This window comes from Achromobacter spanius (genome assembly GCF_003994415.1).
Taxonomy (GTDB): Bacteria; Pseudomonadota; Gammaproteobacteria; order Burkholderiales; family Burkholderiaceae_B; genus Achromobacter; species Achromobacter spanius_C.
Genome location: NZ_CP034689.1, coordinates 1138272 through 1162596 on the forward strand (window position 1 = coordinate 1138272; position 24325 = coordinate 1162596).

A 24325-nucleotide genomic window follows, 5' to 3' on the forward strand; every position below is an offset into this window, starting at 1 on the left:
GGAAGACACGCATGGATTTCCTCTATACCGAAGAACAGCGCATGCTGGCCGACAGCCTGCGCCGCCTGGTGGACCAGGCATGGACAACCCCCAACGCCGCGCGCGCCAGGCCACGGGCACGCTGGACGCCCGCGCCTGGGGCGCACTGGCCGAACTGGGGGTTCTGGGCCTGAATATTTCGCAAGACTTCGGCGGCTTCGGCGAAGTGCCCGCCAGCTTGCTGCCTGTGCACGTAGAGCTGGGCCGTGGGCTGGTGTCCGAACCCGTCATTCCCAGCGCGGTCATGGGCGCGGCGCTGCTGGATGCCTGCGGCGACACCGCGCGCGGCCGCTGGTTGCCGGCCATTGCTTCGGGCGAGGCGATTGTCAGCGTGGCCTATCAGGAACCCGGCCGCCGCTATGACACCCGGCCGCAAGATTGCCGCGCCTCCAAATCCGCTCAGGGCTGGCGGCTGGACGGCGTCAAGCATCTGGTGTGGCACGGCGCCGCCGCAAGCGCCTGGCTGGTGAGCGCGTTGGGGGCGGATGGCCAGACGGTGCTGCTGGCAGTGCCAGCGGAGGCCTCGGGCGTGCGGGTCACCGACACGCCCACGCTGGACGGCGCCCGTTGCGCCCGACTGGATTTCAACGCCGTGGGCCTGCCCGCCGACGCCTTGCTGGCGGAAGGCCCGCAAGCCGACGAGGCCCTGGCCCAGGCCTTGCAGTGGGGCACGGCGGCGCTGTGCGCGCACGCGGCCGGCACCATCGACCGCCTGCTGGAAATCACCGTCGATTATCTGAAGACCCGCAAGCAGTTCGGCCAGCCGCTGGCGTCGTTCCAGGCCTTGCAGCACCGCCTGGCCGAGATGCTGGTGGCCAAGGAACTGGCCTTGTCGATGGCCTATGTGGCCGTGGCTGCCCTGACGGAACCCGATGCCGTGCAACGCCGCCGCATGATTGCGTCGGCCAAGCTGGAAGCCGCGCGTGCCGGACGCCAGGTGGCGCAGATGGCGGTGCAACTGCATGGCGGCATGGGCATGACCGACGAGCTGGAGGTGGGCGATTACTTCAAGCGGCTGACCATGGTGGATCAATTGCTGGGCGACACCGCCGAGCAATTGGCGGTGCTGGAGGAATTGGCGATTCTTGAGGAGCAGGCATGAGCGCGACGCAGAACACCCCGGGCGAAGATTTCACGCAGATTCAGTTCACGCTGTCGAACGGCGTGGGCGTGATTACGCTGAACCGGCCGGACAGGCTCAACAGCTTTACCGAGGTCATGCACGCCGAACTGGCGCGCGCGCTGAACGCCATGGTGGCGCACGCGGGCTTGCGCGGCCTGGTCATCACCGGCGCGGGCCGGGGCTTTTGCGCGGGGCAGGACTTAAGCGAGCGCAAGCCCGCCGAAGACGGCGCGCGGCGCGACCTTAGCCTGATGCTGGAGAAATGCTACCGACCCTTGATCACGCGCCTGCGCGCGCTGCCCGTGCCGGTGGTGTGCGTGATGAACGGTGTGGCGGCGGGCGCGGGGGCCAGTCTGGTGCTGGCCTGCGACGTCGTATTCGCCGTGCAGTCCGCGCGTTTCGTGCAGGCCTTCAGCAAGATCGGTTTGTTGCCCGATGCGGGCGGCACGTGGTTCTTGCCGCGCCTGGTGGGTTCGGCCCGAGCCATGGGCGCGGCCTTGTTTGGCGAGTCGGTCAGCGCGACGCAGGCAGAATCGTGGGGGCTGATCTGGCGCGTGGTGCCAGACGAGGCCTTGGCGTCCACCTTGTCGGACATCACGGCCACCTTGGCCACGGGCCCCACGCGCGCGTACGCGGCCACTAAGGCCGCGCTGCATGCGTCCAGCGGCAATACGCTGGCACAGCAGTTCGACCTGGAATGCCAGTTGCAGCGCGAGCTGGGCTACACCGACGACTACCTGGAAGGCATGCGCGCCTTTGCTGAAAAGCGGCCGCCTGCGTTTAGCGGAACCTGACTGCCGCGGTCGACCGCGACTGCCCCGAGCCACGTGCGCCTAAGGCGTGCGCGGCGTCTGAATCTGTTCGATCAGTTCACGCGCGCAGCCGGGCAGGGCGTCGATGTCGCGCACCAGCAGCTTGCGTTCGCGCACCACCCAGGGTTCATCAAGCTCCACCACACGCAGCTTGGTGTCCGCCCCATAGCGGCGGGCGGCGGAATCGGGAATCACGCCGATGCCCACACCCGCCTGCACCATGCGGCAGATGGAATCGAAGCTGTATAGCTGGATGCGCTGCGGCAGGCGCTGGCTGACGCGCTCCAACTGGTCGCGCAAAAAGGCCACCAGCGTGGAGCCTTCGTGCATGGTGATGAACGGGTAGCGCACGGCGTCCACCAGCTTGACCTTGTCCTGGTCTTGCAGCGGATGGCCGTTAGGCACCACCAGCACCAGCCGGTCGGTGCTGAAGTGGATGGCTTGCAGTTCGGGGGCGTCCACCGGGCCGGCCACGATGCCCAGGTCGGTGGTGCCGTCCAGCACGCCACGCACGATGTCGCGCGTCAGGCGTTCTTGCAGGTCGACCGTGACGCCCGGATGCACCGACAGGAACTGCGCCAGGATGTCCGGCATGAATTCGGTCACGGCCGTGGTGTTGGCGAAGATGCGGATATGCCCCGCGTCGCCGTCGGATTGTTCCTGGAAGTCGTGCTTCAGGTGGTCGACCTGCCGCATGATGACGCGGGCGTGCTGCAGCAGCTTCTGGCCGGCGGGCGTGATTTCCACACCCCGGCTGTCGCGGTACAGCAAGCGGGAATTGAGCTGGTTCTCCAGCGCCTTGATCCGCACGCTGACGGCGGCCAGGGACAGATGCGCGCGTTTCGCAGCCTGGGTCAGGCTGGGAGATTCGGCGATGTGAATGAACAGGCGTAGGTCGGCTAGGTCGAAGTGCATGCGGCATAGTTTACGGCGCGCCGCGTCGGGGCTGGGGCTGGCCTGTCGATTCAGGCGCCGCAAACCCCGCCTTGAGGAAAAACGAATTCACAACGGGGACGGCTTGCGGGCATGCTTGATGCCTGAGTAAACCCCACCATTGAACCCACCAGAGGATATAGGCATGACTTCTACGGATCCGGCAGCCTGGATCGGCAGCGGCGAACGCAAGCCGGACGCCATGGACCCCGGCCACGCCGCGCGCATCGCGGCCACCCTGGGCGGCGTTGCCCCGGCCCAGGGCGACGCCTTGCCGCCCTTGTGGCAATGGGCGTTTTTCATCAGCACGGTGGGCATGGATGGCTTGGGGACGGATGGCCACCCTTCGCGCGGCGGCTTCCTGCCCCCCGCGCAGGACCGCAACCGCATGTGGGCGGGCGGCCGGGTGGAATTCCGTCAACCCTTGAAAGTGGGCGTACCAGCCGAGCGCGTGTCCACGGTGATCAAGGTTGAAGAAAAAGCGGGCCGCACCGGCGCCTTGCTGTTCGTGACCGTGCGCCATGAATACCACCAGGCGGGTGAAATCGTCATCCAGGAAGAGCAGGACATCGTCTACCGCCAGCCGTCGCCGCCCAAGCTCGCGGGCAGCGAGCCCGCGCCCGAAGCCCAATGGCGCGACACCGTCAACCCCACGTCCGTGCTGCTGTTCCGCTATTCGGCCGTGACGTTCAACGGCCATCGCATCCATTACGACCACCCCTATGTGACGGAAGTCGAAGGCTACCCCGGGCTGGTCGTCCACGGCCCCTTGATCGCCACGGAAATGGTGGCGGCGTTCACCCGCGCCCATCCGAAGGCACGCCCCACGCACCTGAGCTACCGCGGCCTGCGTCCGCTGATTTCGCCCACCCCCTTCCAGGTGGCCGGCCGCTTGACCGAGCCGGGCGTCGCCCAGTTGTGGGCCGAGCAGGACGGCACGCTGGCCCACCAAGCCGAACTGAGGTTTACCGAATGAGCACACCGGCATCCCGCCCCTTGGACGGCATTACCGTCGTCAGCCTGGAACACGCCATCGCCGCGCCGTTTTGCACCCGCCAACTGGCGGACATGGGCGCGCGCGTCATCAAGATCGAACGGCCCGGCAGTGGCGATTTCGCGCGTGGCTACGATGAGCGCGTGCGCGGCCTGTCGTCGCACTTTGTCTGGACCAACCGTTCCAAGGAAAGCCTGACGCTGGACCTGAAGCGCGAAGAGGCCGGCGACGTCATGCAGCGCCTGCTGGAATCGGCCGACGTGCTGGTGCAAAACCTGGCGCCCGGCGCGGCGGCGCGCCTGGGCCTGTCGTTCGACACCCTGCACGAGCGTTTCCCGCGCCTGATCGTCTGCGACATTTCGGGTTACGGCGAAGGCGGCCCGTATCAGGACAAGAAGGCGTATGACCTGCTGATCCAGAGCGAAAGCGGCTTTCTGTCGGTCACCGGCACGCAGGACGACCCGGTCAAGGCCGGGTGTTCCATCGCCGATATCGCGGCGGGCATGTATGCGTATTCGGCCATCCTGAACGCCTTGCTGCTGCGCCAGAAAACCGGCCTGGGCAGCCGCCTGGACGTGTCCATGCTGGAGAGCATGGTCGAGTGGATGGGCTTTCCCATGTACTACGCCTTCGAAGGCGCCAAGCCGCCCGTGCGCGCGGGCGCGGCGCATGCGTCCATCTACCCCTATGGCCCGTTCCCGGTGGGCGACGGGTCCACCATCATGCTGGGCCTGCAGAACGAACGCGAATGGCGGGTCTTCTGCGCCCAGGTGCTGCGCCAGGCCACGCTGGCCGAAGACGCGCGCTTCATCTCGAATTCGCAGCGCACCGCCAACCGCGACGCCCTGCGCGACCTGATCGTGGCGGCGTTTGCAGACTTGTCGATTGAACAGGTTACGCAGCGGCTGGAAGACGCGCAGATCGCCAACGCCCGCGTCAATGACATGGCGGGCGTGTGGGCGCACCCGCAATTGCAGGCGCGGGCGCGCTGGAGCCAGGTCGACAGCCCGGCCGGCATGCTGCCCGCCTTGCTGCCGCCCGCCAGCAGCAACGCCTTTGCGCCGCGCATGGCGGCGGTGCCTGCCGTGGGTCAAAACACGGATGCGGTGCTAGCATCGCTGGGATACGCGCCGGATCAGGTGGCGCAATTCCATGCATCGGAGGTCGTGTGACGCATCCCGTCGTTCGTAGCGCCCTGTTCGTGCCGGCGTCTCGCGCCGAGCGCATCCCCAAAGCGCTGGCCGCGGGGGCTGACACCGTTATCGTGGACCTGGAAGACGCCGTCGAGCATCTGGCCAAGGCCTCTGCCCGCGAAGCGCTGTGCGACTTCCTGGGGACGCATCGCGACGTCCGCCTTTGGGTGCGCATCAACGACGCCTCCACATCCTGGCACGACGACGACCTGAAAGCGTGTCGCGGCCGGCCAAACATTGCCGGCATCCTGCTGCCCAAGGCCGAAACGCTGGCGCAGGTGCGGCATGTGGCCCAGACCGGGCTGCCGGTCATTCCCCTTATCGAAACTGCGCGCGGGTTGTTGAATGCCGGCGAAGTCGCGGCCACGCCCGGCGTGGCGCGGCTGGCGTTCGGCAGTCTGGACTACGCGCTGGATATGGGCCTGACACCCGACACGCCCGGCGCCGAGACGGTGCTGGACCATGCCCGCGTGCAGGTGTTGCTGCATACCCGTTCGGCCGGCCTGCACCCCGCGCTTGACGGCGTATTTCCCGGCGTGCAGGACACGGCCGGCTTGAAGCAGGCGGCCAGCCGCGCGCAGCAGATGGGATTCGGCGGCATGTTGTGCATCCACCCGGCGCAAGTGCCAGTCATCCACGCCGCCTTTGTGCCGGCGCGCGAAGAGCTCGATTGGGCGCGCCGCGTGGTCGCCGCGCATCGCGATACCTCGGCGGGCACCTTCATGCTGGATGGCAAGATGGTCGATGCGCCCGTCATCGCGCGCGCGCGCCTGGTGCTGGCGCAAGCCGGCGAACAGGCTCCCACATGAGCAACGCGCTCTTCATCGGCCACACCTACATCGACGTCACCGTGTTGGCTGATCACTGGCCCACCGGTGACGAAAAAAGCGTGGCGCGCGATTACGCGGTTTCATTCGGCGGCAACGCCGTCACGGCCGCATTCGCCTGCGGCCGGCTGGGCACGCCGCCCGATCTGATCTGTTCGCTGGCGCCCGATTGGTTGGGTCATATGTACACCGACATGGCGGCGGCGCACGGCATCACGCTGCATGCGCGGCACGTGCGCCGTTCGTCGCTGTCGTTCATCATGCCCAGGCACGGCAAGCGCGCCATCGTGCGGGCGCGAGACGTCGAATACCTGAATGATTTTCCGAAGCTGGATATCGGCGGCTATCGCGCCCTGCATCTGGACGGGCATCAGCCCGACGCCGCGCTGCATTACGCGCGCGCGTGCCGGCAGGCGGGCGTGCTGACGTCGCTGGACGGCGGCGGCATGCGCGAGAACACCGACGAGCTGCTGCGGTTTATCGACGTGGCGGTTTGCGCGGAGCGCATGTGCGAACAATTGGGCTTGAACCCGGAAGGCTTGCTGGACCTGCTGAAAGCCCGAGGCTGCCGCATCGGCGCCGTCACGATGGGCGAGCGCGGCATGCTTTGGTACGACGAGACAGGGCGGGTGGACACCCTGCCGTCGCTGGACGTGCCGGGTGATCGTATTGTGGATACGTCAGGGGCGGGTGACGTGTTCCATGGGGCTTATGTGTGGTCGTATTTGAACCGGCCTGAATTGCCCTGGCTGGAACATTTCACCTTCGCGCGCGCGGCCTCGGCGCACAAGATTCAGTATCTGGGGAATGAGGCCGGGTTGCCGCGAGTGGAAGACGTGGAACGCGCGATGATGGGGTTCGCGGCGAAGGGATGATTGTTTGGAGCTTGGCCGCGGGGCGGTGCGATGGGTTGGCGGCGGGCGGTGTGATGGGTTGCGCGCGGCGGACGGTGGGTTTCGCGTGATGGTCGTGTCGCGCTTCACCCATCCTACGGTGCTCGTTGGCTCCCGTCGTCGTATGGGGCGTGGCAGATGGGTTGCGCGCGATGGGGGCTTGGGCCTTTCTGACCCGGGTCTCGCGCTTCACCCATCCTACGGTGCATGTTGGCGCTCCGTCCTTGCGTAGGATGGGCGAAGCGCGGATTGACCGCTGTGCGAAAACCGGCGTCTAACGCGCGTAACCCATCAGGCGGCCACCCGCTCAATCGCCTGATCCCGAATCTCATCGATCCAGGCCGAAATCGGCCGGCCATTCACCACCATGTCCGGCGCAAGATCCCGCAGCGGCAGCAGCACGAACGCACGTTGATGCATCCGAGGATGCGGCACGGTCAGCCGTTCGTGATTCAACGCCAGATCGCCGAACATCAGCAGGTCCAGATCCAGCGTGCGAGGCGCATTTTTATAAGGGCGCTGCCTTCCATGCAGATTTTCCAGCGCCTGCAGCACATCCAGCAACGCCAGCGGCGCAAGATCCGTATCTAGCGCCGCGACGGCATTCACGAAATCGGGGCCGGTGGCCTCGACCGGCGCGCTGCGGTAGAACGGCGACGCCGTCACCGCCTTGATGCCGTCCGAAGCCTTCAGCTCGGTCAGCACGCCGCGCAAGGTGGCCGCGCTGTCGCCCAGATTGGCGCCCAGGCCGATATAGGCGCGGACCAAGGGGGGCGACACGGTTTACTCGGCGGTCGACGGGCCGCGCGGCGAACGGCGCGGGCGCCGGCGCTTGCGCGGGGATGACGACGAGGCGGGGCCGCTTGGGCCGCCATCGCCGGCTTCGCGCGGCAAGCGCGAGACTTCTTCGATCATGTCGGCGCGGGTGGCGTCGTCGGCATTGGCCAAGTCCATCCACCACTGCGCCAACACGCTGTCGAACTCGCCGGCGGCGGCGCGCAGTTGCAGGAAATCGCAGGCGGCGCGAAAGCGCGGTTGTTCGATCATGCGGAAAATGGTCTTGCCCATGCGGCGTTCAAAACGCGGCTGCATGAACCAGATTTCGCGCATGTCCGACGAGAAGCGGCGCTGGATGGCCAGCTTTTCGGTTTGCTCGTCCAGCACCGAATCCGCCGCTTGCGACAGCGCCGGAATGGTGTGCTCGCCTTGCGCGCGCAACTGCTTCCAGCGCACATCCACCTGCTGCCACAGCAGCGCGGCAAACAGGAAGCTGGGGCTGATCGTCTTGCCGGCGCGCACACGCGCGTCGGTGCGTTCCAGCGCCAGTTCCACGAAGTGCTCGCCACCGGGCTGTTCCAGCACCACGTCCAGCAAGGGCAGCAGGCCGTTGTGCAGGCCGTCGGCGCGCAACTGGCGCAGGCAGTCCATGGCGTGGCCGCAGGTCAGCAGCTTGAGCATTTCGTCGAACAGACGCGAGGCCGGCACGTTTTCGATGAGCTCGGCCATGGTGCTGATCGGCTGGCGCGTGGCCGGGTCGATGGTGCCGTTGAGCTTGGCGGCGAAACGCACGGCGCGCAGCATGCGAACAGGGTCTTCGCGGTAACGCTTGACCGGGTCGCCAATGATGCGGACCTGACGCTTTTTCAGGTCGGCCACGCCATCGTGGTAGTCAATGACTTCCTCGTTGTGCGGGTCGTAGTACAGCGCGTTCATGGTGAAGTCGCGGCGCTTGGCGTCTTCTTCCTGCGAGCCGAACACGTTGTCGCGCAGGATGCGGCCGTGCTCATCGGTTTCCTGCTCTTCCGACGCCGGGGCGCGGAAGGTCGACGTTTCGATGATTTCCTGGCCGAACACCACGTGCACCAACTGGAAGCGGCGGCCAATGATGCGGGCGCGACGAAACAGCGGGCGGATCTGTTCGGGCGTGGCGTTGGTGGCCACGTCGAAATCCTTGGGTTCAAGTCCCACGATCAGGTCGCGCACCGCGCCGCCCACGATATAGCCTTCATAGCCGTGCTGGCGCAGGACTTCGCAGACCTTGATGGCGTGGCGAGAAACATTACGGCGGTCAATGCCGTGTTTGTCGCGCCCAATGCGCAACGGCCCCCGAGGTGCCGGCGCGAACAAGCGGCCGACGAATTTTTTTATGGTTTCAGTGATCATTTATGACTTCGAGTCTTCCATGTGGTCGAACAAGTCGATCACTTGCCAGCCACGGTCTTGCGCGATGGTGCGCAGGGTGGGGCTGGGGTTGGCGGCGATCGGACGGGTCACCTTTTCGAGCAGGGGTACATCATTGACCGAATCGCTATAGAAAAACGATTCGGGGAAATCCGCAAGCCCAAATCCCATATTGGCCAGCCAATCGTTCACGCGCACCACCTTGCCTTCCTTGAAACTGGGCGTGCCCAGGATGCGGCCGGTGTAGCGGCCGCGCAGGTATTCGGCGTCGGTGGCCACCAGGTGCGGTACGCCAAAGGCGCGCGCGATGGGGGCGGTGACGAAGCTGTTGGTGGCCGTGACGATGGCGCACAGGTCGCCAGCGTCCAGGTGCGATTGCACCAGCGCACGCGCGTCGACGGTGATGGACGGGCGGATGACTTCGCGCATGAATTCCTCATGCCAGTCGGCCAGGTCGAACGGTGAATGCGCCGCCAACAGGCCCAGCATGAACTCGGCGGCCTGTTCGGCGGTGAGTTCGCCACGGTTGTAGCGATCCATCAGGTCGTCGTTCTGGCGGCGGGCTTCAACGGGATCGCCCGCGCGGCCTGTACGGGCCAGATAGTCGGCCCATTGATAGTCGCTATCCAGCGGCAACAGGGTGTGGTCCAGGTCGAACAGGGCGAGACGTCGGGAAGTCATGTGCGTTGCGAGTCAGGATCTGCGAGCATGGCGCGCAGCAATGGCAGGGTGATGGGACGGCCGGTGGCCAGGGAGTAACGGTCAAGCGCGTCGATCAACGCGGCCAGCTTGCGGATGTCGCGCTCGTGGTGGATCAGCATCCAGTTGATGATTTCGGGCGCCAGGTGCATGCCGCGTTCGGCGGCCTGCGCGGACAGGGCGGCCAGCTTGTCGGCGTCTGACAGCGGGTCCAGGCGGAACACCAGGTCCCAGCCCAGGCGCGTGCGCAGGTCTTCGCGCAGCGGCATCGACAGCGGGGCGCGGTCGCCGGCCAACGCCAGCGCAAAGGCGCGGCCCGTGGCGGCAGATTCACGCCAGCGGTTGTACAGCGCAAACAGGGCGGCCTGGCGGTTGTCGTCCATGCGATGCACGTCGTCCACCGCCACGAACTTGGGCATGGGCGATTTGGAATCGGCTTCGGCCAGGCGGCGCAGCATGGTTTCGCCCTTGGCGGGGTCGATGAAGACGGCGTCCGGGCGCGCGGTCAGGGCGCGCAGCAGGTGGGTGCGGCCACAACCGGCGGCGCCCCATATATACAGGGCGCGGCCGGGATTCAGCGCGCGCACGGCCGCCAGCGCTTCCCCGTTGGGGCCGGCGATATAGTTGTTCAGCGATGGCGCTGGCGCGGGAAGAACGTCAAGCAACAGCTGGCGGTTCATGAGAGGTTATCAATCAGGCTTGTTCGGTACTTCCAAGACCCAGCGCAGTACTGCGCGCGGGGCCCGCTGCGGCGCGATGGGCAGGCCGATGTTGCCGGAAAAGCCAAAAAACGGTGATGCACGGGGCCGATTCGGGTATTGCCCGCCAGAAACTGGCAAAATCCAACCCGGCCAACCCAACACTTTAAACCACCTGGGGGCATGGTGTCGCGCTCAAGGGCTTTGCCAGGCTTGGGTTTGCGCGCTTTTGGTCCCCCAGCGCGTCCGACCCACCCCTGGCGCTTTCGTGGTGCTCGGCCAGGCCGAACCCTGCACAGGCCCACAACATCGTAAAATGCGGGGCGTTCCACCAAATTCCCAGCAATTGTTACATACCCCACGGCATTTCTCATGACGAATCAACCTAAAGCCCCCTTGACCTACCGCGATGCCGGTGTCGACATCGACGCAGGCGACGCCCTGGTCGACCGTATCAAACCCCTCGCCGCGCGCACCATGCGCCCCGGGGTGCTGGCCGGTATCGGCGGCTTTGGCGCGCTGTTCGAAGTGCCCAAGAAGTACAACGAGCCCGTGCTGGTGTCGGGCACCGACGGCGTGGGCACCAAGCTGCGTCTGGCGTTCGAGTGGAACCGCCACGACACCGTGGGTATCGACCTGGTCGCCATGAGCGTCAACGACATCCTGGTGCAGGGCGCCGAGCCCCTGTTCTTCCTGGACTACTTTGCCTGCGGCAAGCTTTCGGTGGACACGGCGGCGTCGGTGGTGGGCGGCATTGCCAAGGGCTGCGAACTGTCGGGCTGCGCGCTGATCGGCGGCGAAACCGCTGAAATGCCGGGCATGTACCCGGACGGCGAATACGACCTGGCCGGCTTCGCGGTGGGCGCGGTGGAAAAGTCCGCCATCATCGACGGCAAGTCCATCAAGCCGGGCGACGTGGTGCTGGGCCTGGCCTCCAGCGGCGTGCATTCCAACGGTTTTTCGCTGGTCCGCAAGATCATCGAACGCGCCGGCGCCAAGCCCACCGACGACTTCCACGGCCAGCCGCTGGTTGACGTGGTGATGGCGCCCACGCGCATCTACGTGAAGCAAGTGCTGGCCGCGCTGGCCAAGCATGGCACCGACATCAAGGGCCTGGCCCACATCACCGGCGGCGGCTTGCTGGACAACGTGCCGCGCATCCTGCAAGCCGGCCTGTCGGCCAAGTTGCATCGCGACGGCTGGGAAATGCCCAAGCTGTTCCAGTGGCTGCAAGAGCAGGGCGGCGTGGAAGACACCGAAATGCACCGCGTCTTCAACTGCGGCATCGGCATGGTGCTGGTGGTGGACGCGACCCAGGCCGACGCCATCGCTGAAACCTTGCGCGAGCAGGGCGAAACCGTCAGCAAGATCGGTGAAATCGTCGAGCAGACAGAAGGCATGGCGCAAACCTTCGTGGTGTAAGCCCGACCCCGACCGGTTCCGCGTGAATGAAAAACCCGCCGCTGGCGGGTTTTTTCATGGGCGGACGGCGCGTGCTGCGCCGAGCGTGGCATGGATAGGCCCACGGCCATGGCGCTGCATTGAGGCACGTACGTTGCTGTTAGCGCTTGCCCGCCAGCGCCAGCGCCACGGCGTCGATGGTTTGCGCCACCGCGTCGCTGGCCAGGCAGTCAACGATGACGCGGTCGGGCTGGGCGCGCAGCCAGGTGATCTGGCGCTTGGCCAACTGGCGCGTGGCGGCAATGCCTTGTTCGCGCGCGGTGGTTAGATCGACCTCGCCATCCAGATGCGCCCACATCTGCCGATAGCCCACGCAGCGCACGGACGGCAGGCCGGGGTGCAGGTCCGGCCGGGCGCGCAGCGTACGGACTTCGTCAAGCAGGCCCTTGGCCAGCATGGCGTCAAAGCGCTGTTCGATGCGCGCGTGCAGCGCGGCGCGGTCCGAGGGCTCAAGGCTGATGGTCAGGTAGTGATTGGTGTCGTCATCCGGCTTTTGCTCGCCGCGCCGCAGCAGGGCCGACATGGGCTGGCCCGTCAGTTGGCAGATTTCCAGCGCGCGCTGGATGCGTTGGCTGTCGTTGGGCGCCAGGCGGGCGGCGGTGACTGGGTCCCGAAGCGCCAGTTCAGCATGCAGCGCGGGCCAGCCTTGCGTAGCGGCGCGGGCTTCGATCTCGGCGCGCAAGGCGGGGTCTGCCTGGGGCAAGTCATCAAGGCCATCGCGCAGCGCCTTGTAATACATCATGGTGCCGCCCGCCAGCAGGGGAATGCGCCCGCGCGCGCGGATCTCGTCGATCAGGCGCAGGGCGTCGGCGCGGAACTCGGCGGCCGAATACGACTGCGCGGGGTCCAGGATGTCCAGCAGGTGCTGGGGCACGCGCGCCTGTTCCTCGGGCGAGGGCTTGGCCGTGCCAATGTCCATGCCACGGTAGATCGTGGCCGAATCGACGTTGATGATTTCCAGGGGCCAGCGCTCGGCCAGCGCAAGCGTGGACGCGCTTTTGCCGGCGGCGGTGGGGCCGGCCAGGCAGATGACCGGCGGCATGTCGGGGGGTAGGGACGAGGGCAAGCTTATTGTCCGCGCAGAAAGAGCTTGTCCAGGTCGGACACCGACCATTGCACCCAGGTCGGGCGGCCGTGGTTGCACTGGTCGGCGCGCTCGGTGGCTTCCATCTGCCGCAGCAGCCCGTTCATTTCTTCGATGGTCAGCTTGCGGTTGGCGCGCACGGAACCGTGGCAGGCCATGGTGGACAGCAGCTCGTTGCGTTGTTCGGTCAGCAAGCGCGACACGCCCACGGCGCCCAGGTCGCGCAGCACGGCGCGCGCCAGCGTTTCGATGTCGCCGCGCGCCAGGATGGCGGGCACCGAGCGCACGGCAATCGACGTCGGGCCAGACGGGCGCATTTCGAAACCCAGGTCGTTCAGTTGCGCGTCGAATTCCTCGACCAGGGCCACGTCCTTTTCCTGGGCATGGAACACCACGGGCACCAGCAGGTCCTGGCGCGGCAGGCTGCGGGCGTCCAGCGCCTGCTTCAGTTGTTCGTAGACGACGCGCTCGTGAGCGGCGTGCATGTCCACCAGCACCATGCCCCGGCGGTTCTGCGCCAGGATGTAGATGCCGTGCAATTGCGCCAGGGCCATGCCCAGCGGGTGCTCTTCGTCGGCGGGCAAGGTGGGAGCGGGCCGGGGCTCGCTGACCGGCGTGACCTTGGCCGCAGTGTCGTCATTCAAGGGGCGGTACAGCGATTGCCAGTCGGCTGCGGGGATGCCGGCGGGCTCGGCATGCAGGCGGAACGGCACCTGTGTGTGGGCGCGTTGCGGGGCGGGCGACGGACGCAGGCCATAGGCGGCGTTCTGGCCGGTGTAGCCGGGGCGGGGAGCGTTCGGCGCGGTCGGGGGGGCGGCGTGGCCGTCTTGAGGGCGCGCGTGGGTGGAGGCCGAGGTGGCGTCGGCGATGGCATTCGCGGCGCCGCCCAAGCTTGAATCTGAACTCGAGCCCGAGGCGGAGGCCTGGGCCGAACCCGGGGCCTGGCCCACGCCGGTGCTTCCGGACGCGACGGTTTCAAAGCCGCCGTCTTCGCCTTGATCTTGTCGCATCGGCGCCACCGCCGACGAGCCGCCAGTCTGCGCCAGCGTCTGGCCGACCGCGTGGGACACGAAGCGGTGCACGGCGCCACTGTCGCGAAAGCGCACCTCGTGCTTGGCCGGGTGTACGTTCACGTCCACGGCGGCGGGGTCTATGTCCAGGAACAGCACATAGGCGGGCTGGCGGTCGCCGTGCAGCACGTCGGCGTAGGCGGCGCGCAGCGCGTGGCTGACCGTGCGGTCGCGCACGTAGCGGCCGTTCACGTACAGGTATTGGCGGTCGGCGCGGGCGCGTGCGGCGGTCGGGCGGGTGATCATTCCGGCCAGGCTGACGGCGCCGACGGAGTGCGACAGCAACAGGCCGTGTTCGGCGAATTCCGCGCCCAGCACATCGCGGATGCGTTGAGGTGGATCGGCCGGCAGCCATTGCCGCTGCGCGCGATCGTGATGGAACAGGCGGAAGGCAATCTGCGGATGTGCCATTGCAATCCGCTCCATCGCATCCACGCAATGGCCGAATTCGGTGGCTTCCGATCGCAGGAACTTGCGCCGCGCCGGGACAGCGTCAAACAACTGACGCACATCCACAGTGGTGCCCGGGGGGCCGGACGCGGGGCTGACCTGCATGCTGCCGGCATCGATCTGCCAGGCGTGTTCGCCGTCGCGCGTGCGTGAAATGATGGTCACCTGGGCGACGGACGCAATCGAAGCCAGCGCTTCGCCGCGAAACCCCATCGACGCCACCGATTCCAGTTCATTCAATGACCGGATCTTGCTGGTGGCGTGGCGGGCCAGCGCCAGCGGCAATTCGTCGGGCGGAATGCCGCCGCCGTCGTCCGTTACGGCAATGCGGCGAATGCCGCCGCCCTCCAGGCGCACTTCGATGGCACGGCCGCCCGCGTCGATCGCGTTCTCAAGAATTTCCTTGAGCACGGAGGCGGGCCGCTCGATGACCTCGCCGGCAGCGATCTGGCTGATGAGCAGGTCGGGAAGCGCAAGAATGGAACGGCGTTCTGTCATTAGGCTTAAGTCTGGTGGTGCTGTGTGGGGGATTTTAGCGTCATGGCTGCTGGGCTATAGTCGCGAGGGTTTAACCTTCTTCCGAACTCCGGGCCGCTGATGCTTGAATTTTTCAATATGGTGCTCCACATCGACAAGACGCTGGGCGTCTGGGTCGCGCAATATGGCGTGTGGGTGTACCTGGTGCTGTTTTTGATTGTCTTTGCGGAAACGGGGCTGGTTGTCCTGCCTTTCCTGCCCGGTGATTCGCTGTTGTTCATTGCGGGGGCGTTTGGCGCCACAGGGCATATCGACCCGGTGCTGATGGCGGTGCTGTTGATCGTGGCGGCCATTACCGGCAACACGCTGAATTACATGATTGGGCGCTACATCGGCCCGCGCGTGTTTTCCATGAACGTAAGATTCCTGGACCGCGGCGCGCTGATGCGCACGCACGCGTTCTATGAAAAGCACGGCGGGAAAACCATCGTGATGTCGCGCTTCATCCCGGTCGTGCGCACGTTCGCGCCATTTGTGGCGGGCGTGGCGGACATGTCGATGTCGCGCTTTCAATTGTTCAATATCCTGGGCGCATTGCTGTGGGTGATCAGCCTGGTCGCGGCCGGCTACTTCTTCGGCAACATCCCCTTGGTGCGCGAACACCTGAACACCATCGTCCTCCTGGGCCTGGCCGCGGCCATCGTCCCCGTGGTGGGCGCCGGCATTTTCAAGCTGATCAAATCCCGCCGGTAGGACGGGTGCAGCGCGGCAAAACGGATGCAAGAACACCACCGTATGCCGCGCGAAACCCATCAAGCAGCGGTGGAGCGGACAATGCACCACCCACATGAACGACGTAACCTATCAGCAGCGCGCTGATATCACCCCAGCCGAGCCAGCGGCGGGTTTGCGGTGAAGTAGCGTTGGATGCCCGTCATCATGGCTTGAGCCAGCTTTTCCTGATGCGAATTGCTGCGCAACAGGGCTTCTTCCTGCGGGTTGCTGATGAAGGCCGTTTCAACCAGCACGGACGGGATGTCCGGCGCCTTCAGCACGGCGAAGCCGGCCTGTTCGACACTGTTCTTGTGCAGGCGGTTGATCTTCTTGATCTCGTCCAGGAAGGCGCTACCGACCTTGAGCGAATCATTGATCTGCGCGGTGGTGGACAGGTCCAGCAGCACCTTGGCGACCTGGCGGTCGTGGCTGCCCAGGTTGACGCCGCCGATCAAGTCGGCCGCGTTTTCCTTGTCGGCCATCCAGCGCGCCTGGGCGCTGCTGGCGCCGCGCTGCGACAGCGCGAACACCGATGAACCGTTGGCCGACGGCTTGACCCACGCATCCGCGTGGATCGAAATGAACAGGTCGGCATTTACCCGGCGCGCCTTCTGCACGCGCACATGCAGCGGCACGAAGTAATCGTCGTCGCGGGTCAGGTAGGCGCGCATGTAAGGCTGGCTGTCGATCAGTGCTTTCAGGCGCCGCGCAATGCGCAGCACCACGTCTTTTTCACGCAGGCCGCTGCGGCCGATGGCGCCCGGGTCTTCGCCGCCGTGGCCCGGGTCCAGCGCGATGGTCAGCGTGCGCGGCTTGCCACGGCTGGCGGTGCCAGTAGGCGGCTTGGGCGCGGTCGGCAGGGGCGGGGCGGGTTGCTGGCCGCGCACGCGTGGCGCTTCGGGCGGATCGGCGCGGGTGACCGGGTTGCGCTGGATGTCTTCAAGAATGCGCGCCAGCGGGTCGTCGACGTCGGGGCCGCTCTGGTTCAGGATGGCGATAAGCGGATCCTGGGCGACCTTCGGATACAGGTCGAGCACCAGCCGGTACTGGTAGTCGGCCACGGGCTTGAGCGTGAACACCTGCGGGGCCACGGGCTGCTTCAGGTCAAATACCAGCCGCACCACGTTCGGGCGGTTCTGCGCCACGCGCAGGCTCTGGATATAGGGGTCATCGGGCCGGACCTTGGACACCAGGTCGTTCAGCGCCGCGCTCAGGGTCAGGCCCTCAATGTCGACCACCAGGCGGTGGGGGTTTTCAAGCGTGAATTGTTCAGCCTTGAGCTCGCTGTCGAGCTCCAGCGTGACACGGGTGTATTCGTCAGCCGGCCAGGTACGCACAGCCAGGATCGTTGCCGCCTGCGCCAAACGAGGCAGGACCGGCAAGACGAGCAGCGTGGCGGCAACGCTGATCAGGCGGCGCCGGGTGGCGCCTGCCGAGGGAAGGGCGCCGTCTTGGGCGGGGGGACAATCGCGTTCAACCATGTTTGTCCTCGAGCGGTGTACGCGGTCAGGGTGGCGTCGCGGCCCTCATCGGCATAAGCCAGGGAAATGAGCAAGTCGGGGGGGGCAAAAGGCCCTCGGCCCGCTCTGGCCATTCGATCAAAACCACCGCGTCTTCACGCAGTAAATCCCGAAATCCTGCGTCTAACCATTCGCGCGAATCACTAAATCTATAAAAATCAAGATGATAGAAGTATAAGTTAAAAACTTTATAGGATTCAAGCAGCGCGTAGCTGGGACTTTTGATTCGGCCGGTGACGCCGCATTCGCGCAACAGGGCGCGGGTAAAGGCGGTTTTGCCTGCCCCAAGGTCGCCTTGAAGGTGAATGCAAGCGCCTGCGGGGCCAGTCTGTCCCCCTGAAACCAAGGGGGCGAGCTGGCGCGCAAGCGACTCCGTGGCGGCTTCGTCGGGCAGGTGCAAGGTCAGGGAGCAAAGAGGGGCGGACATGGCGCGAGGCGAGTGGTAAAAAACGATGAAGAGATCACGGATCGCCGCAATTATAGGAATGCGGGTTTCTGCTAATCTAATAAGTGATTGCTATTCTCAATATGTCGCTTCTGGCGGACACCGCCGCTTGCGACTGACAGCCGCCACGGAGTTGTACGCGCCATGAAGACCCGCATCGAAAAAGACACGTTTGGGCCCATTGAAGTCCCCGAGGATCACCTCTGGGGCGCCCAAACGCAACGTTCGCTGCATTTTTTCGCGATTTCCACCGAAAAAATGCCTGTGCCGCTGGTCAACGCGATGGCCCGCCTGAAGCGCGCGGCCGCCAAGGTCAACGCCGAACTCGGCGAGCTGGACCCGACCATCGCCGACGGCATCATCCGCGCGGCCGACGAGGTCATCGCCGGTAAATGGCCCAATGAATTTCCCCTGTCGGTCTGGCAAACGGGATCGGGCACCCAAAGCAACATGAACATGAACGAAGTGCTGGCCAACCGCGCGTCCGAACTCTTGGGCGGCGTGCGCGGTGAAGAACGCAAGGTGCATCCGAACGACCACGTCAACCGCGGCCAATCGTCCAACGACACCTTCCCGACCGCCATGCACGTGGCGGCCGCCGTCGAAGTCGAGCATCACCTGCTGCCTTCGCTGAAGCAATTGCGTGCGACGCTGGCCGAGAAAAGCGCCAAGTTCTATGACATCGTCAAGATTGGCCGCACCCACCTGCAGGACGCGACGCCGTTGACGCTGGGCCAGGAGTTGTCGGGCTATGTGGCGCAACTGGATCTGGCGGAGCAGCAGATTCGCGCCACCTTGCCGGGCTTGCATCAATTGGCCATTGGCGGCACGGCGGTGGGCACGGGCCTGAACGCGCATCCGCAATTCAGCGCCAAGGTGTCGGCCGATCTGGCGCATGCAACGGGCACGGCTTTCGTGTCGGCGCCCAACAAGTTCCAGGCGCTGGCCTCGCACGAAGCGCTGCTGTTCGCGCACGGTGCGTTGAAGTCGCTGGCGGCCGGCTTGATGAAGATCGCCAACGATGTGCGCTGGCTGTCCAGCGGCCCGCGCTCGGGCCTGGGCGAAATCAGCATTCCGGAAAACGAGCCGGGCAGCTCCATCATGCCGGGCAAGGTCAACCCCACGCAGTGCGAGGCCATCACCATGTTGGCCGCGCAAGTGCTGGGCAACGACGTGGCCATCAATATCGGCGGCGCCAGCGGTAACTTCGAACTGAACGTCTTCAAACCGCTGGTGATCCACAACTTCCTGCAATCGGTGCGCCTCTTGACGGACGGCATGGCCAGCTTCAACGCGCACTGCGCGGCCGGCATCGAACCCAATCACGAACGTATCGCCGAACTGGTGGATCGTTCCCTGATGCTGGTGACGGCCCTGAACCCGCACATCGGCTACGACAAGGCCGCGCAGATTGCCAAGAAGGCGCACAAGGAAGGCTTGTCGCTGAAGGAATCGGCCTTGGCGCTGGGTTATGTGACCGAAGCCCAGTTCGCCGAATGGGTAGTGCCCGGGTCCATGACCAACGCGCACAAGTCGTAATCGAACTCACGGGAGCCGCTGCGGCGGCCGCCCTGATGGTTGCCCCTGATGGTCGCCTTTGATGGGCGGCCATTTTTCATAGTGGCTACGCGGTCAGCATCAGCCACAGCGGAATCGTGGCGGCCGAGAACAGCGTGCCCAGCGAAATCAGCACCGCCACCATCCGCCCGTCGCCGCCCATGCGCATGGCCAGCACGTAGGCGGCGGACGCGGTGGGCAAGGCGGCAAACAGCAACAGCATGCGCGCTTCAAGCGGGGGCAGGCCCAGCAGCCGCGCCACACCCAGGGCCACCGCGGGCAGCGCCACCAGCTTCACGGCAAGCATCCAGGTGATCAACGCGCCGTAGCCCTTGCCGCCCTCCCAGGCCAGGCTGGCGCCCACGCATAGAATGCCCAGCGCCAAGGCAGCCGCGCCCAGGCGCGCCAGCACCGTATCCACGGGGCCAGGCAGTTGCAAGCCAGCCAGGTTGCAGGCCAGCCCCAACAGGGTTGAGACAACCAGCGGATTGCGCGCCAGTTCGCGCAGCAGATTGCCGCCGTTGTGGCGCGCCAGCCCGTAGACCGCGGCCACGTTGGCCATGGGCACCGCGAAGCCGACGATCAGCGCCATCACCGTCTGCCCTTGCGAACCGGCCAGGCTGGCCGACAGCGCCAGCCCGATATAGGTATTGAAGCGGTAACCGCACTGCGCGGATGAGGCCAGCCCCAGCGAGGACGGCCGCAGCACCAGACCCGCCAGCCAGGCCATGGCCACGCCCGCCACGATCACGGCCGCCGTGGCCTGCAGCAGCAGGGCGGCGTTGCCGGCCGTGATGGGGGTACGAAGAATAGATTGGAACAGCAGCGCCGGGAACAACACGAAGTACACAAGGCGTTCGGTGCCCGCAAAGAATTCGCGTGAAAAACCCAGCTTGTGACGTAGCGCCCAACCCAGCGCAACCAGCATGAAATCAGGGAAAACCAGAAGGGCAACCGACATGGGACCAGGGTGTTTTTTTAGGGGTGCGGGCCGGGATCGGCGCGCTATGCGGGTGTAAGCATTTGCTGCTATTCTCCGTCATTCTGGCGGGCGCGTCTGCCACAAGCAATTCATAAAAGCAGCGCCACACACGCTGCACAGAAGCAAAGCGCTCCCACCGTTATCTGCTGGCCCGTCTACAGACGAGACCATCTCAAAACGGTCCGTTCACATACGGGCTCGCAATCTTGGAGGAAACACACCTATGAATAAAGTTCGCTCCCTGGCCTTGGCTATCGCCGTGGCGACTGGCGCCGCCGGCACGCTTGGCGCCTCCGTCGCGCATGCCGCCGACAAGTATCCCAGCAAGCCGATCCGCGTGATCGTTCCCTTCGCGCCGGGCGGTTCCACCGACATCATCGCGCGCTTGGTGACCCAGCGCATGAGCCAGGAACTTGGCCAGCCGATGGTTGTGGAAAACAAGGGTGGCGCAGGCGGCGCCATCGGTGCGTCGGAAGCCGCGCGCGCCGATGCTGACGGCTACACGCTGTCGATCGCCACGGTGTCGACCATGGCCGTCAACCCGGCCTGCCGTCCGAAGGATCTACCGTACGACCCGATCAAGGATTTCCAGCCGGTCACCAACTTCGCCAACACGGCCAACGTGGTTGCCGTGAACCCGAAGTTCCCGGCCAAGGACTTCAAGGGCTTCATCGAAGAACTGAAGAAGAACCCCGGCAAGTATTCCTATGGCAGCTCGGGCACTTGCGGCGTGCTGCACTTGATGGGCGAATCCTTCAAGATGGCCACGGGCACCGACATCGTGCATGTGCCGTACAAGGGTTCGGGCCCGGCCGTGGCGGATGCCGTCGGCGGTCAGATCGAAATCCTGTTCGACAACCTGCCGTCGTCGATGCCGCAGATCCAGGCCGGCAAGCTGAACGCCATGGCCATCGCCTGGCCTGAGCAAATTTCGTCGATCAAGGGTGTGCCCACGTTCAAGGAAGCCGGCTTTCCGGTGCTGAACCAGCCGGTCTGGTACGGCCTGCTGGCGCCCAAGGGCACGTCGATGGAAGTTGTGAACAAGCTGCGCGACGCCGCTGTCGTGGCCCTGAAGGACCCGAAGGTCATCAAGGCGCTGGAAGACCAGGGCTCGGCGCCGTCGGGCAACACGCCGGAAGAGTTCGCCAAGGAAATCAAAGAGCAATTTGATTGGGCGCAAGACGTCGTGAAGAAGCAGAACATCAAGCTGGATTGATGCGGCATGGGGCCGGCCCTTGGGCCGGATTCCTACGCCAGTAAAAACGGGTGCCTTGAACGTCAAGGCGCCCGTTTTATTTTGGCGGCGTTTATTTTGCCGACGCCGCGTCCTTCACGCGGGCGTATCAAGCGACGCAATGCGCGCGGCGCAGGCGGCGCGCAGCCGGTCGATCAGGTCGCGGTGCAGGGCCGACAACGGGTCCTGGTTGCGCACCATGATGCTGATCGGCACACGTAGCGCGGGTTCCAGGCGACGCAGGCTCATGCCGGGGCGCAGCATGGCCTGGGCAGTGATGGCGTCGACGATGGCATCGCCGCAGCCCGCGTCCACCAGCGCGCAAGCCACGTAATGCGTCTGCACCTGAATAGCCACTTGCGGCGCCAGGCCCTGCGCGTCCAGCGCCATCTGCAGCAGCGCGCCCGAGGCATCGCCCGCGTCCAGCACGATCAGCGTATCGCCCGTGGGGTCGGCCAGTTCAGACAGGCGCATCGCTCCGGTGGCGGGCCTGCGGCTCAGGTGCACCAGCTCGGTATGGCCCAGGCCCATGCGGGTCAGGCCGGGGTAGTCGTTGGTGTCGAAGGTAATGGCCAGGTCCAGTTCGCGCGTCAACAGGCCCTGCACCAGTTCCGCGCTGTGATGCGTGTGGATGTCGAACGTGATGCCGGGTTGCGCATCGCGGCTTTCGCGCACCACGTCGGGCAGCAAGCCCAGGCCCAGCGCGGGCGCGCAGCCTAGCCGCAGGTGCCCGTTTGGCCGGTCTCGCAGGCTGGCGACAAGCCGGCGCACGCTGTTCAGGTCCTGGTTCAGTCGCGCGACTTCGGGCGTCAGGATTTCGGCCTCGCGCGTGGCAACCAGGCGACCCTTCACGCGCTCAAACAGTTTGAAGCCGAGTTGGGTTTCGGCGTGCGCCAGCAGTTTGCTGGCGGCGGGCTGCGAGATATGCAGCGCGGCGGCGGCCTCGGTCAGGGATCCGGTACGGCGGATCGCTTCGAAAATCTCGATGTGGCGCAGGCGCATGTCAGGGCAGGGAATAGGGACCGGAACCGCGATTCTATGTCGGGTTGACGGCGCGGGACACCCGGGCCGATGATGAACGCCTGCCGGCATGCCGGCGCCACCTTGGAGTTGACCATGCGCGCTTGCCGCCACGCCGCCGCCATTCTTTTTGCCACCACCCTGGCCGCCATGCCGGCTGCGTGGGCGCGTACCCCAGCGGCGGTTGAGGACCTCAACCCCGAGGCGGCCAGCGGCGCGCAAGCGCGCGAACTGGTCCGAGCGCCGAAATATATGATGGTGTCCGCCAACCCGCTGGCCACGCAGGCGGGCGACGACATGCTGCGCGCGGGCGGCTCGGTGGTGGATGCCGCCATTGCCACGCAGTTGGTATTGAATCTGGTTGAGCCGCAATCATCAGGCATTGGCGGGGGCGCATTTCTGGTGCTGTATTCGGCCAAGACCGGTCGCATCCAAACCTATGACAGCCGCGAAACCGCGCCGGCGGCAGCGCGCCCCGACCGCTTCCTGGGCGCGGATGGCAAGCCGCTGCCTTTCGCGCAGGCCGTGAACAACGGCATGGCGGTCGGCGTGCCGGGCTTGCTACGCGGCCTGGAGTTGGCGCACAAGGAGGCGGGCGTGCTGCCCTGGGCCGACTTGTTCCAGCCCGCCATCCGGCTTGCCGAACAAGGCTTTGCCGTGTCGCCGCGCTTGCACACGCTGCTGGCGGGCAACAAGGCCCTGCCGAAGCAGGCGGCCGCCGCCGCGTATTTCTATGCATCGGACGGCTCGCCTTGGCCGGTGGGGCATGTGTTGAAGAACCCTGAGTTCGCGCGCACCTTGCGCGCCGTGGCCACGCGGGGCGCCGATGCGTTCTATCAAGGCGAGATCGCTCGCGACATCGTGGCGGCGGTGCATGGCCATGCCACGCCGGGTGACCTGAGCCTGGCGGACTTGGCCAACTATCGCGCCAAGACGCGCGACCCGGTGTGCGGCGCGTATCGCGGCTACCAACTGTGCGGCATGGCGCCGCCCAGTAGCGGCCCTATCGCCGTGTTGCAGATGCTGGGCGAGCTTGAACAGTATCCGATGTCGACGTATGCACCGGGTTCGGTGCAGGCGGTGCATTACTTTTCTGAAGCTGGTCGGCTGGCGTTCGCTGACCGAGACTTCTATGTGGCGGATCCCGACTTCGTCGATGTGCCGGTACGCGCCTTGTTGAACCCGGCCTATCTGCGCGCGCGCGGTGCGTTGATCCAGCCGGATCGCAGCATGAAGGTTGCGCTGCCGGGCGACCCGGAAGGCAAGCTGCTGACGCTAGGGCGCGACAACGCGCTGGAGCTGCCGTCCACCAGCCATCTGGTGGCGGTGGACAAGCAAGGCAATGCGCTGTCCATGACGACCACCATCGAAAGCGAATTCGGCAGCAAGATCTTCGTGCGCGGATTTTTGTTGAACAACGAAATGACGGACTTCTCTTCGTCGTTCAAGGACCCGGAAGGCAGGCTGGTGGCCAACCGCGTCGAGGCGGGCAAGCGGCCGCGCAGCTCGATGGCGCCGATCATCGTGCTGCGCGACGCCAAGCCCGTGATGCTGGTGGGCTCGCCGGGCGGCAGCGCCATCATCAATTACGTGGCCAAGACGATTGTGGGCGTACTGGATTGGGGCCTGGATATCCAGGCCGCGATTGCGCTGCCCAACATGGGCAGCCGCAACAAGGACACGGAACTGGAAAAGGGCACGCCGCTGGAAGCGCTGGCGCCCGCGCTGGAAGCCATGGGGCACCCGGTGCGCATCACCGAATTCCCCAGCGGCATCCATGGCATTGTGATCGACGCCAACGGCCTGCAAGGCGGGGTGGACCCGCGCCGTGAAGGCCTGGCCAAGGGCGGTTGAGGCGG

Annotated in this window: 20 protein-coding genes and 2 pseudogenes; 11 read left to right on the forward strand and 11 right to left on the reverse strand. The window is 65.7% G+C overall.

Annotated elements, in window-relative coordinates; genetic code table 11:
* Positions 1–11 precede the first annotated feature (11 nt).
* Positions 12–1141, forward strand: a pseudogene (locus tag ELS24_RS05125) (acyl-CoA dehydrogenase family protein).
* Positions 1138–1956 (forward strand): 2-(1,2-epoxy-1,2-dihydrophenyl)acetyl-CoA isomerase PaaG, encoded by an 819-nt coding sequence (gene paaG / locus ELS24_RS05130; RefSeq protein WP_127183582.1) that lies wholly within the window; start codon positions 1138–1140, stop codon positions 1954–1956. Before ELS24_RS05125 ends, paaG begins: the two are co-directional and overlap by 4 nt.
* Positions 1957–1995: 39 nt before the next feature.
* Here paaG and ELS24_RS05135 read toward each other — a convergent pair whose 3' ends face one another.
* Positions 1996–2889, reverse strand: coding sequence for a LysR family transcriptional regulator (locus tag ELS24_RS05135; RefSeq protein WP_050447477.1), 894 nt, complete (start codon positions 2887–2889; stop codon positions 1996–1998).
* 163 nt (positions 2890–3052) lie between these two features.
* Between ELS24_RS05135 and ELS24_RS05140 the strand changes: the two genes are divergently transcribed.
* From ELS24_RS05140 to ELS24_RS05155, 4 genes are read left to right on the forward strand one after another with little or no spacing between them, the layout of a single operon-like run.
* A complete protein-coding gene (locus tag ELS24_RS05140) occupies positions 3053–3883 on the forward strand; it encodes an FAS1-like dehydratase domain-containing protein (protein ID WP_127183583.1) in 831 nt (276 codons plus the stop codon).
* On the forward strand, positions 3880–5073 hold the full coding sequence (locus ELS24_RS05145) for a CaiB/BaiF CoA transferase family protein (RefSeq protein ID WP_050447474.1): 1194 nt from the start codon (positions 3880–3882) through the stop codon (positions 5071–5073). The genes ELS24_RS05140 and ELS24_RS05145 overlap by 4 nt, the downstream gene beginning before the upstream one ends.
* Positions 5070–5903 (forward strand): HpcH/HpaI aldolase/citrate lyase family protein, encoded by an 834-nt coding sequence (locus ELS24_RS05150; RefSeq protein WP_127183584.1) that lies wholly within the window; start codon positions 5070–5072, stop codon positions 5901–5903. The genes ELS24_RS05145 and ELS24_RS05150 overlap by 4 nt, the downstream gene beginning before the upstream one ends.
* On the forward strand, positions 5900–6796 hold the full coding sequence (locus ELS24_RS05155; RefSeq protein ID WP_127183585.1) for a sugar kinase: 897 nt from the start codon (positions 5900–5902) through the stop codon (positions 6794–6796). The genes ELS24_RS05150 and ELS24_RS05155 overlap by 4 nt, the downstream gene beginning before the upstream one ends.
* Positions 6797–7105: 309 nt before the next feature.
* Here ELS24_RS05155 and ELS24_RS05160 read toward each other — a convergent pair whose 3' ends face one another.
* From ELS24_RS05160 to hda, 4 genes are read right to left on the reverse strand one after another with little or no spacing between them, the layout of a single operon-like run.
* Positions 7106–7594, reverse strand: a complete 489-nt coding sequence (locus ELS24_RS05160) for a 2-amino-4-hydroxy-6-hydroxymethyldihydropteridine diphosphokinase (RefSeq protein ID WP_127183586.1) — start codon at positions 7592–7594, stop codon at positions 7106–7108.
* Between the two features lie 3 nt (positions 7595–7597).
* Complete coding sequence (gene pcnB, locus ELS24_RS05165; protein ID WP_127183587.1) at positions 7598–8977, reverse strand: polynucleotide adenylyltransferase PcnB; 1380 nt, start codon at positions 8975–8977, stop codon at positions 7598–7600.
* Complete coding sequence (locus tag ELS24_RS05170; RefSeq protein ID WP_050450151.1) at positions 8978–9676, reverse strand: HAD family hydrolase; 699 nt, start codon at positions 9674–9676, stop codon at positions 8978–8980.
* Positions 9673–10374, reverse strand: a complete 702-nt coding sequence (hda, locus tag ELS24_RS05175) for a DnaA regulatory inactivator Hda (protein ID WP_050450150.1) — start codon at positions 10372–10374, stop codon at positions 9673–9675. Before hda ends, ELS24_RS05170 begins: the two co-directional genes overlap by 4 nt.
* A 390-nt stretch (positions 10375–10764) precedes the next feature.
* Here hda and purM point away from each other — a divergent pair, with 390 nt between their 5' ends.
* Positions 10765–11814 (forward strand): phosphoribosylformylglycinamidine cyclo-ligase, encoded by a 1050-nt coding sequence (gene purM, locus ELS24_RS05180; protein WP_050450149.1) that lies wholly within the window; start codon positions 10765–10767, stop codon positions 11812–11814.
* A gap of 139 nt (positions 11815–11953) precedes the next feature.
* Here purM and miaA read toward each other — a convergent pair whose 3' ends face one another.
* Both miaA and mutL read right to left on the reverse strand, forming a co-directional pair.
* Positions 11954–12895: a tRNA (adenosine(37)-N6)-dimethylallyltransferase MiaA gene (gene miaA, locus ELS24_RS05185; RefSeq protein ID WP_127186250.1), complete on the reverse strand. Its 942-nt coding sequence runs from the start codon at positions 12893–12895 to the stop codon at positions 11954–11956.
* Positions 12896–12921: 26 nt separating this feature from the next.
* Complete coding sequence (mutL, locus tag ELS24_RS05190) at positions 12922–14955, reverse strand: DNA mismatch repair endonuclease MutL (RefSeq protein WP_127183588.1); 2034 nt, start codon at positions 14953–14955, stop codon at positions 12922–12924.
* A gap of 99 nt (positions 14956–15054) precedes the next feature.
* Here mutL and ELS24_RS05195 point away from each other — a divergent pair, with 99 nt between their 5' ends.
* On the forward strand, positions 15055–15687 hold the full coding sequence (locus tag ELS24_RS05195) for a VTT domain-containing protein (RefSeq protein WP_083447577.1): 633 nt from the start codon (positions 15055–15057) through the stop codon (positions 15685–15687).
* Between the two features lie 128 nt (positions 15688–15815).
* Here the strand turns inward: ELS24_RS05195 and ELS24_RS05200 are convergent, their stop codons facing one another.
* Together ELS24_RS05200 and tsaE are read right to left on the reverse strand one after the other, a co-directional pair.
* Positions 15816–17189 carry an N-acetylmuramoyl-L-alanine amidase gene (locus ELS24_RS05200; RefSeq protein WP_050450145.1) on the reverse strand — a complete coding sequence of 458 codons (1374 nt, stop codon included), beginning with the start codon at positions 17187–17189 and terminating at the stop codon, positions 15816–15818.
* Positions 17117–17655 (reverse strand): annotated as a pseudogene (tsaE, locus tag ELS24_RS05205) (tRNA (adenosine(37)-N6)-threonylcarbamoyltransferase complex ATPase subunit type 1 TsaE). The gene ELS24_RS05200 and the pseudogene tsaE overlap by 73 nt, the downstream one beginning before the upstream one ends.
* 162 nt (positions 17656–17817) lie before the next feature.
* Here tsaE and fumC point away from each other — a divergent pair.
* A complete protein-coding gene (fumC, locus tag ELS24_RS05210) occupies positions 17818–19212 on the forward strand; it encodes a class II fumarate hydratase (RefSeq protein ID WP_050450144.1) in 1395 nt (464 codons plus the stop codon).
* A gap of 85 nt (positions 19213–19297) precedes the next feature.
* Here fumC and ELS24_RS05215 read toward each other — a convergent pair whose 3' ends face one another.
* Complete coding sequence (locus ELS24_RS05215) at positions 19298–20191, reverse strand: AEC family transporter (protein ID WP_230605785.1); 894 nt, start codon at positions 20189–20191, stop codon at positions 19298–19300.
* A 244-nt stretch (positions 20192–20435) separates the two neighbouring features.
* On the opposite strand from ELS24_RS05215, the gene ELS24_RS05220 reads away from it, so the two are divergent.
* Entirely contained in the window at positions 20436–21428 is a 993-nt protein-coding gene (locus ELS24_RS05220) for a tripartite tricarboxylate transporter substrate binding protein BugE (protein WP_050450142.1), read from the forward strand.
* Positions 21429–21542: 114 nt separating this feature from the next.
* On the opposite strand, the gene ELS24_RS05225 is transcribed toward ELS24_RS05220, so the two are convergent.
* A complete protein-coding gene (locus tag ELS24_RS05225; protein ID WP_050450141.1) occupies positions 21543–22448 on the reverse strand; it encodes a LysR family transcriptional regulator in 906 nt (301 codons plus the stop codon).
* Positions 22449–22562: 114 nt separating this feature from the next.
* Between ELS24_RS05225 and ggt the strand changes: the two genes are divergently transcribed.
* Complete coding sequence (gene ggt / locus ELS24_RS05230; protein WP_127183589.1) at positions 22563–24320, forward strand: gamma-glutamyltransferase; 1758 nt, start codon at positions 22563–22565, stop codon at positions 24318–24320.
* Positions 24321–24325: the final 5 nt, after the last annotated feature.

Coding starts and splice junctions, on each gene's coding strand:
- paaG (WP_127183582.1), top strand. CDS start 1,138: ATGAGCGCGACGCAGAACACCCCGGGCGAAGATTTCACGCAGATTCAG.
- ELS24_RS05135 (WP_050447477.1), bottom strand. CDS start 2,889: ATGCACTTCGACCTAGCCGACCTACGCCTGTTCATTCACATCGCCGAA.
- ELS24_RS05140 (WP_127183583.1), top strand. CDS start 3,053: ATGACTTCTACGGATCCGGCAGCCTGGATCGGCAGCGGCGAACGCAAG.
- ELS24_RS05145 (WP_050447474.1), top strand. CDS start 3,880: ATGAGCACACCGGCATCCCGCCCCTTGGACGGCATTACCGTCGTCAGC.
- ELS24_RS05155 (WP_127183585.1), top strand. CDS start 5,900: ATGAGCAACGCGCTCTTCATCGGCCACACCTACATCGACGTCACCGTG.
- pcnB (WP_127183587.1), bottom strand. CDS start 8,977: ATGATCACTGAAACCATAAAAAAATTCGTCGGCCGCTTGTTCGCGCCG.
- ELS24_RS05170 (WP_050450151.1), bottom strand. CDS start 9,676: ATGACTTCCCGACGTCTCGCCCTGTTCGACCTGGACCACACCCTGTTG.
- hda (WP_050450150.1), bottom strand. CDS start 10,374: ATGAACCGCCAGCTGTTGCTTGACGTTCTTCCCGCGCCAGCGCCATCG.
- purM (WP_050450149.1), top strand. CDS start 10,765: ATGACGAATCAACCTAAAGCCCCCTTGACCTACCGCGATGCCGGTGTC.
- miaA (WP_127186250.1), bottom strand. CDS start 12,895: ATGCCGCCGGTCATCTGCCTGGCCGGCCCCACCGCCGCCGGCAAAAGC.
- mutL (WP_127183588.1), bottom strand. CDS start 14,955: ATGACAGAACGCCGTTCCATTCTTGCGCTTCCCGACCTGCTCATCAGC.
- ELS24_RS05195 (WP_083447577.1), top strand. CDS start 15,055: ATGCTTGAATTTTTCAATATGGTGCTCCACATCGACAAGACGCTGGGC.
- ELS24_RS05200 (WP_050450145.1), bottom strand. CDS start 17,189: ATGGTTGAACGCGATTGTCCCCCCGCCCAAGACGGCGCCCTTCCCTCG.
- fumC (WP_050450144.1), top strand. CDS start 17,818: ATGAAGACCCGCATCGAAAAAGACACGTTTGGGCCCATTGAAGTCCCC.
- ELS24_RS05215 (WP_230605785.1), bottom strand. CDS start 20,191: ATGTCGGTTGCCCTTCTGGTTTTCCCTGATTTCATGCTGGTTGCGCTG.
- ELS24_RS05220 (WP_050450142.1), top strand. CDS start 20,436: ATGAATAAAGTTCGCTCCCTGGCCTTGGCTATCGCCGTGGCGACTGGC.
- ELS24_RS05225 (WP_050450141.1), bottom strand. CDS start 22,448: ATGCGCCTGCGCCACATCGAGATTTTCGAAGCGATCCGCCGTACCGGA.
- ggt (WP_127183589.1), top strand. CDS start 22,563: ATGCGCGCTTGCCGCCACGCCGCCGCCATTCTTTTTGCCACCACCCTG.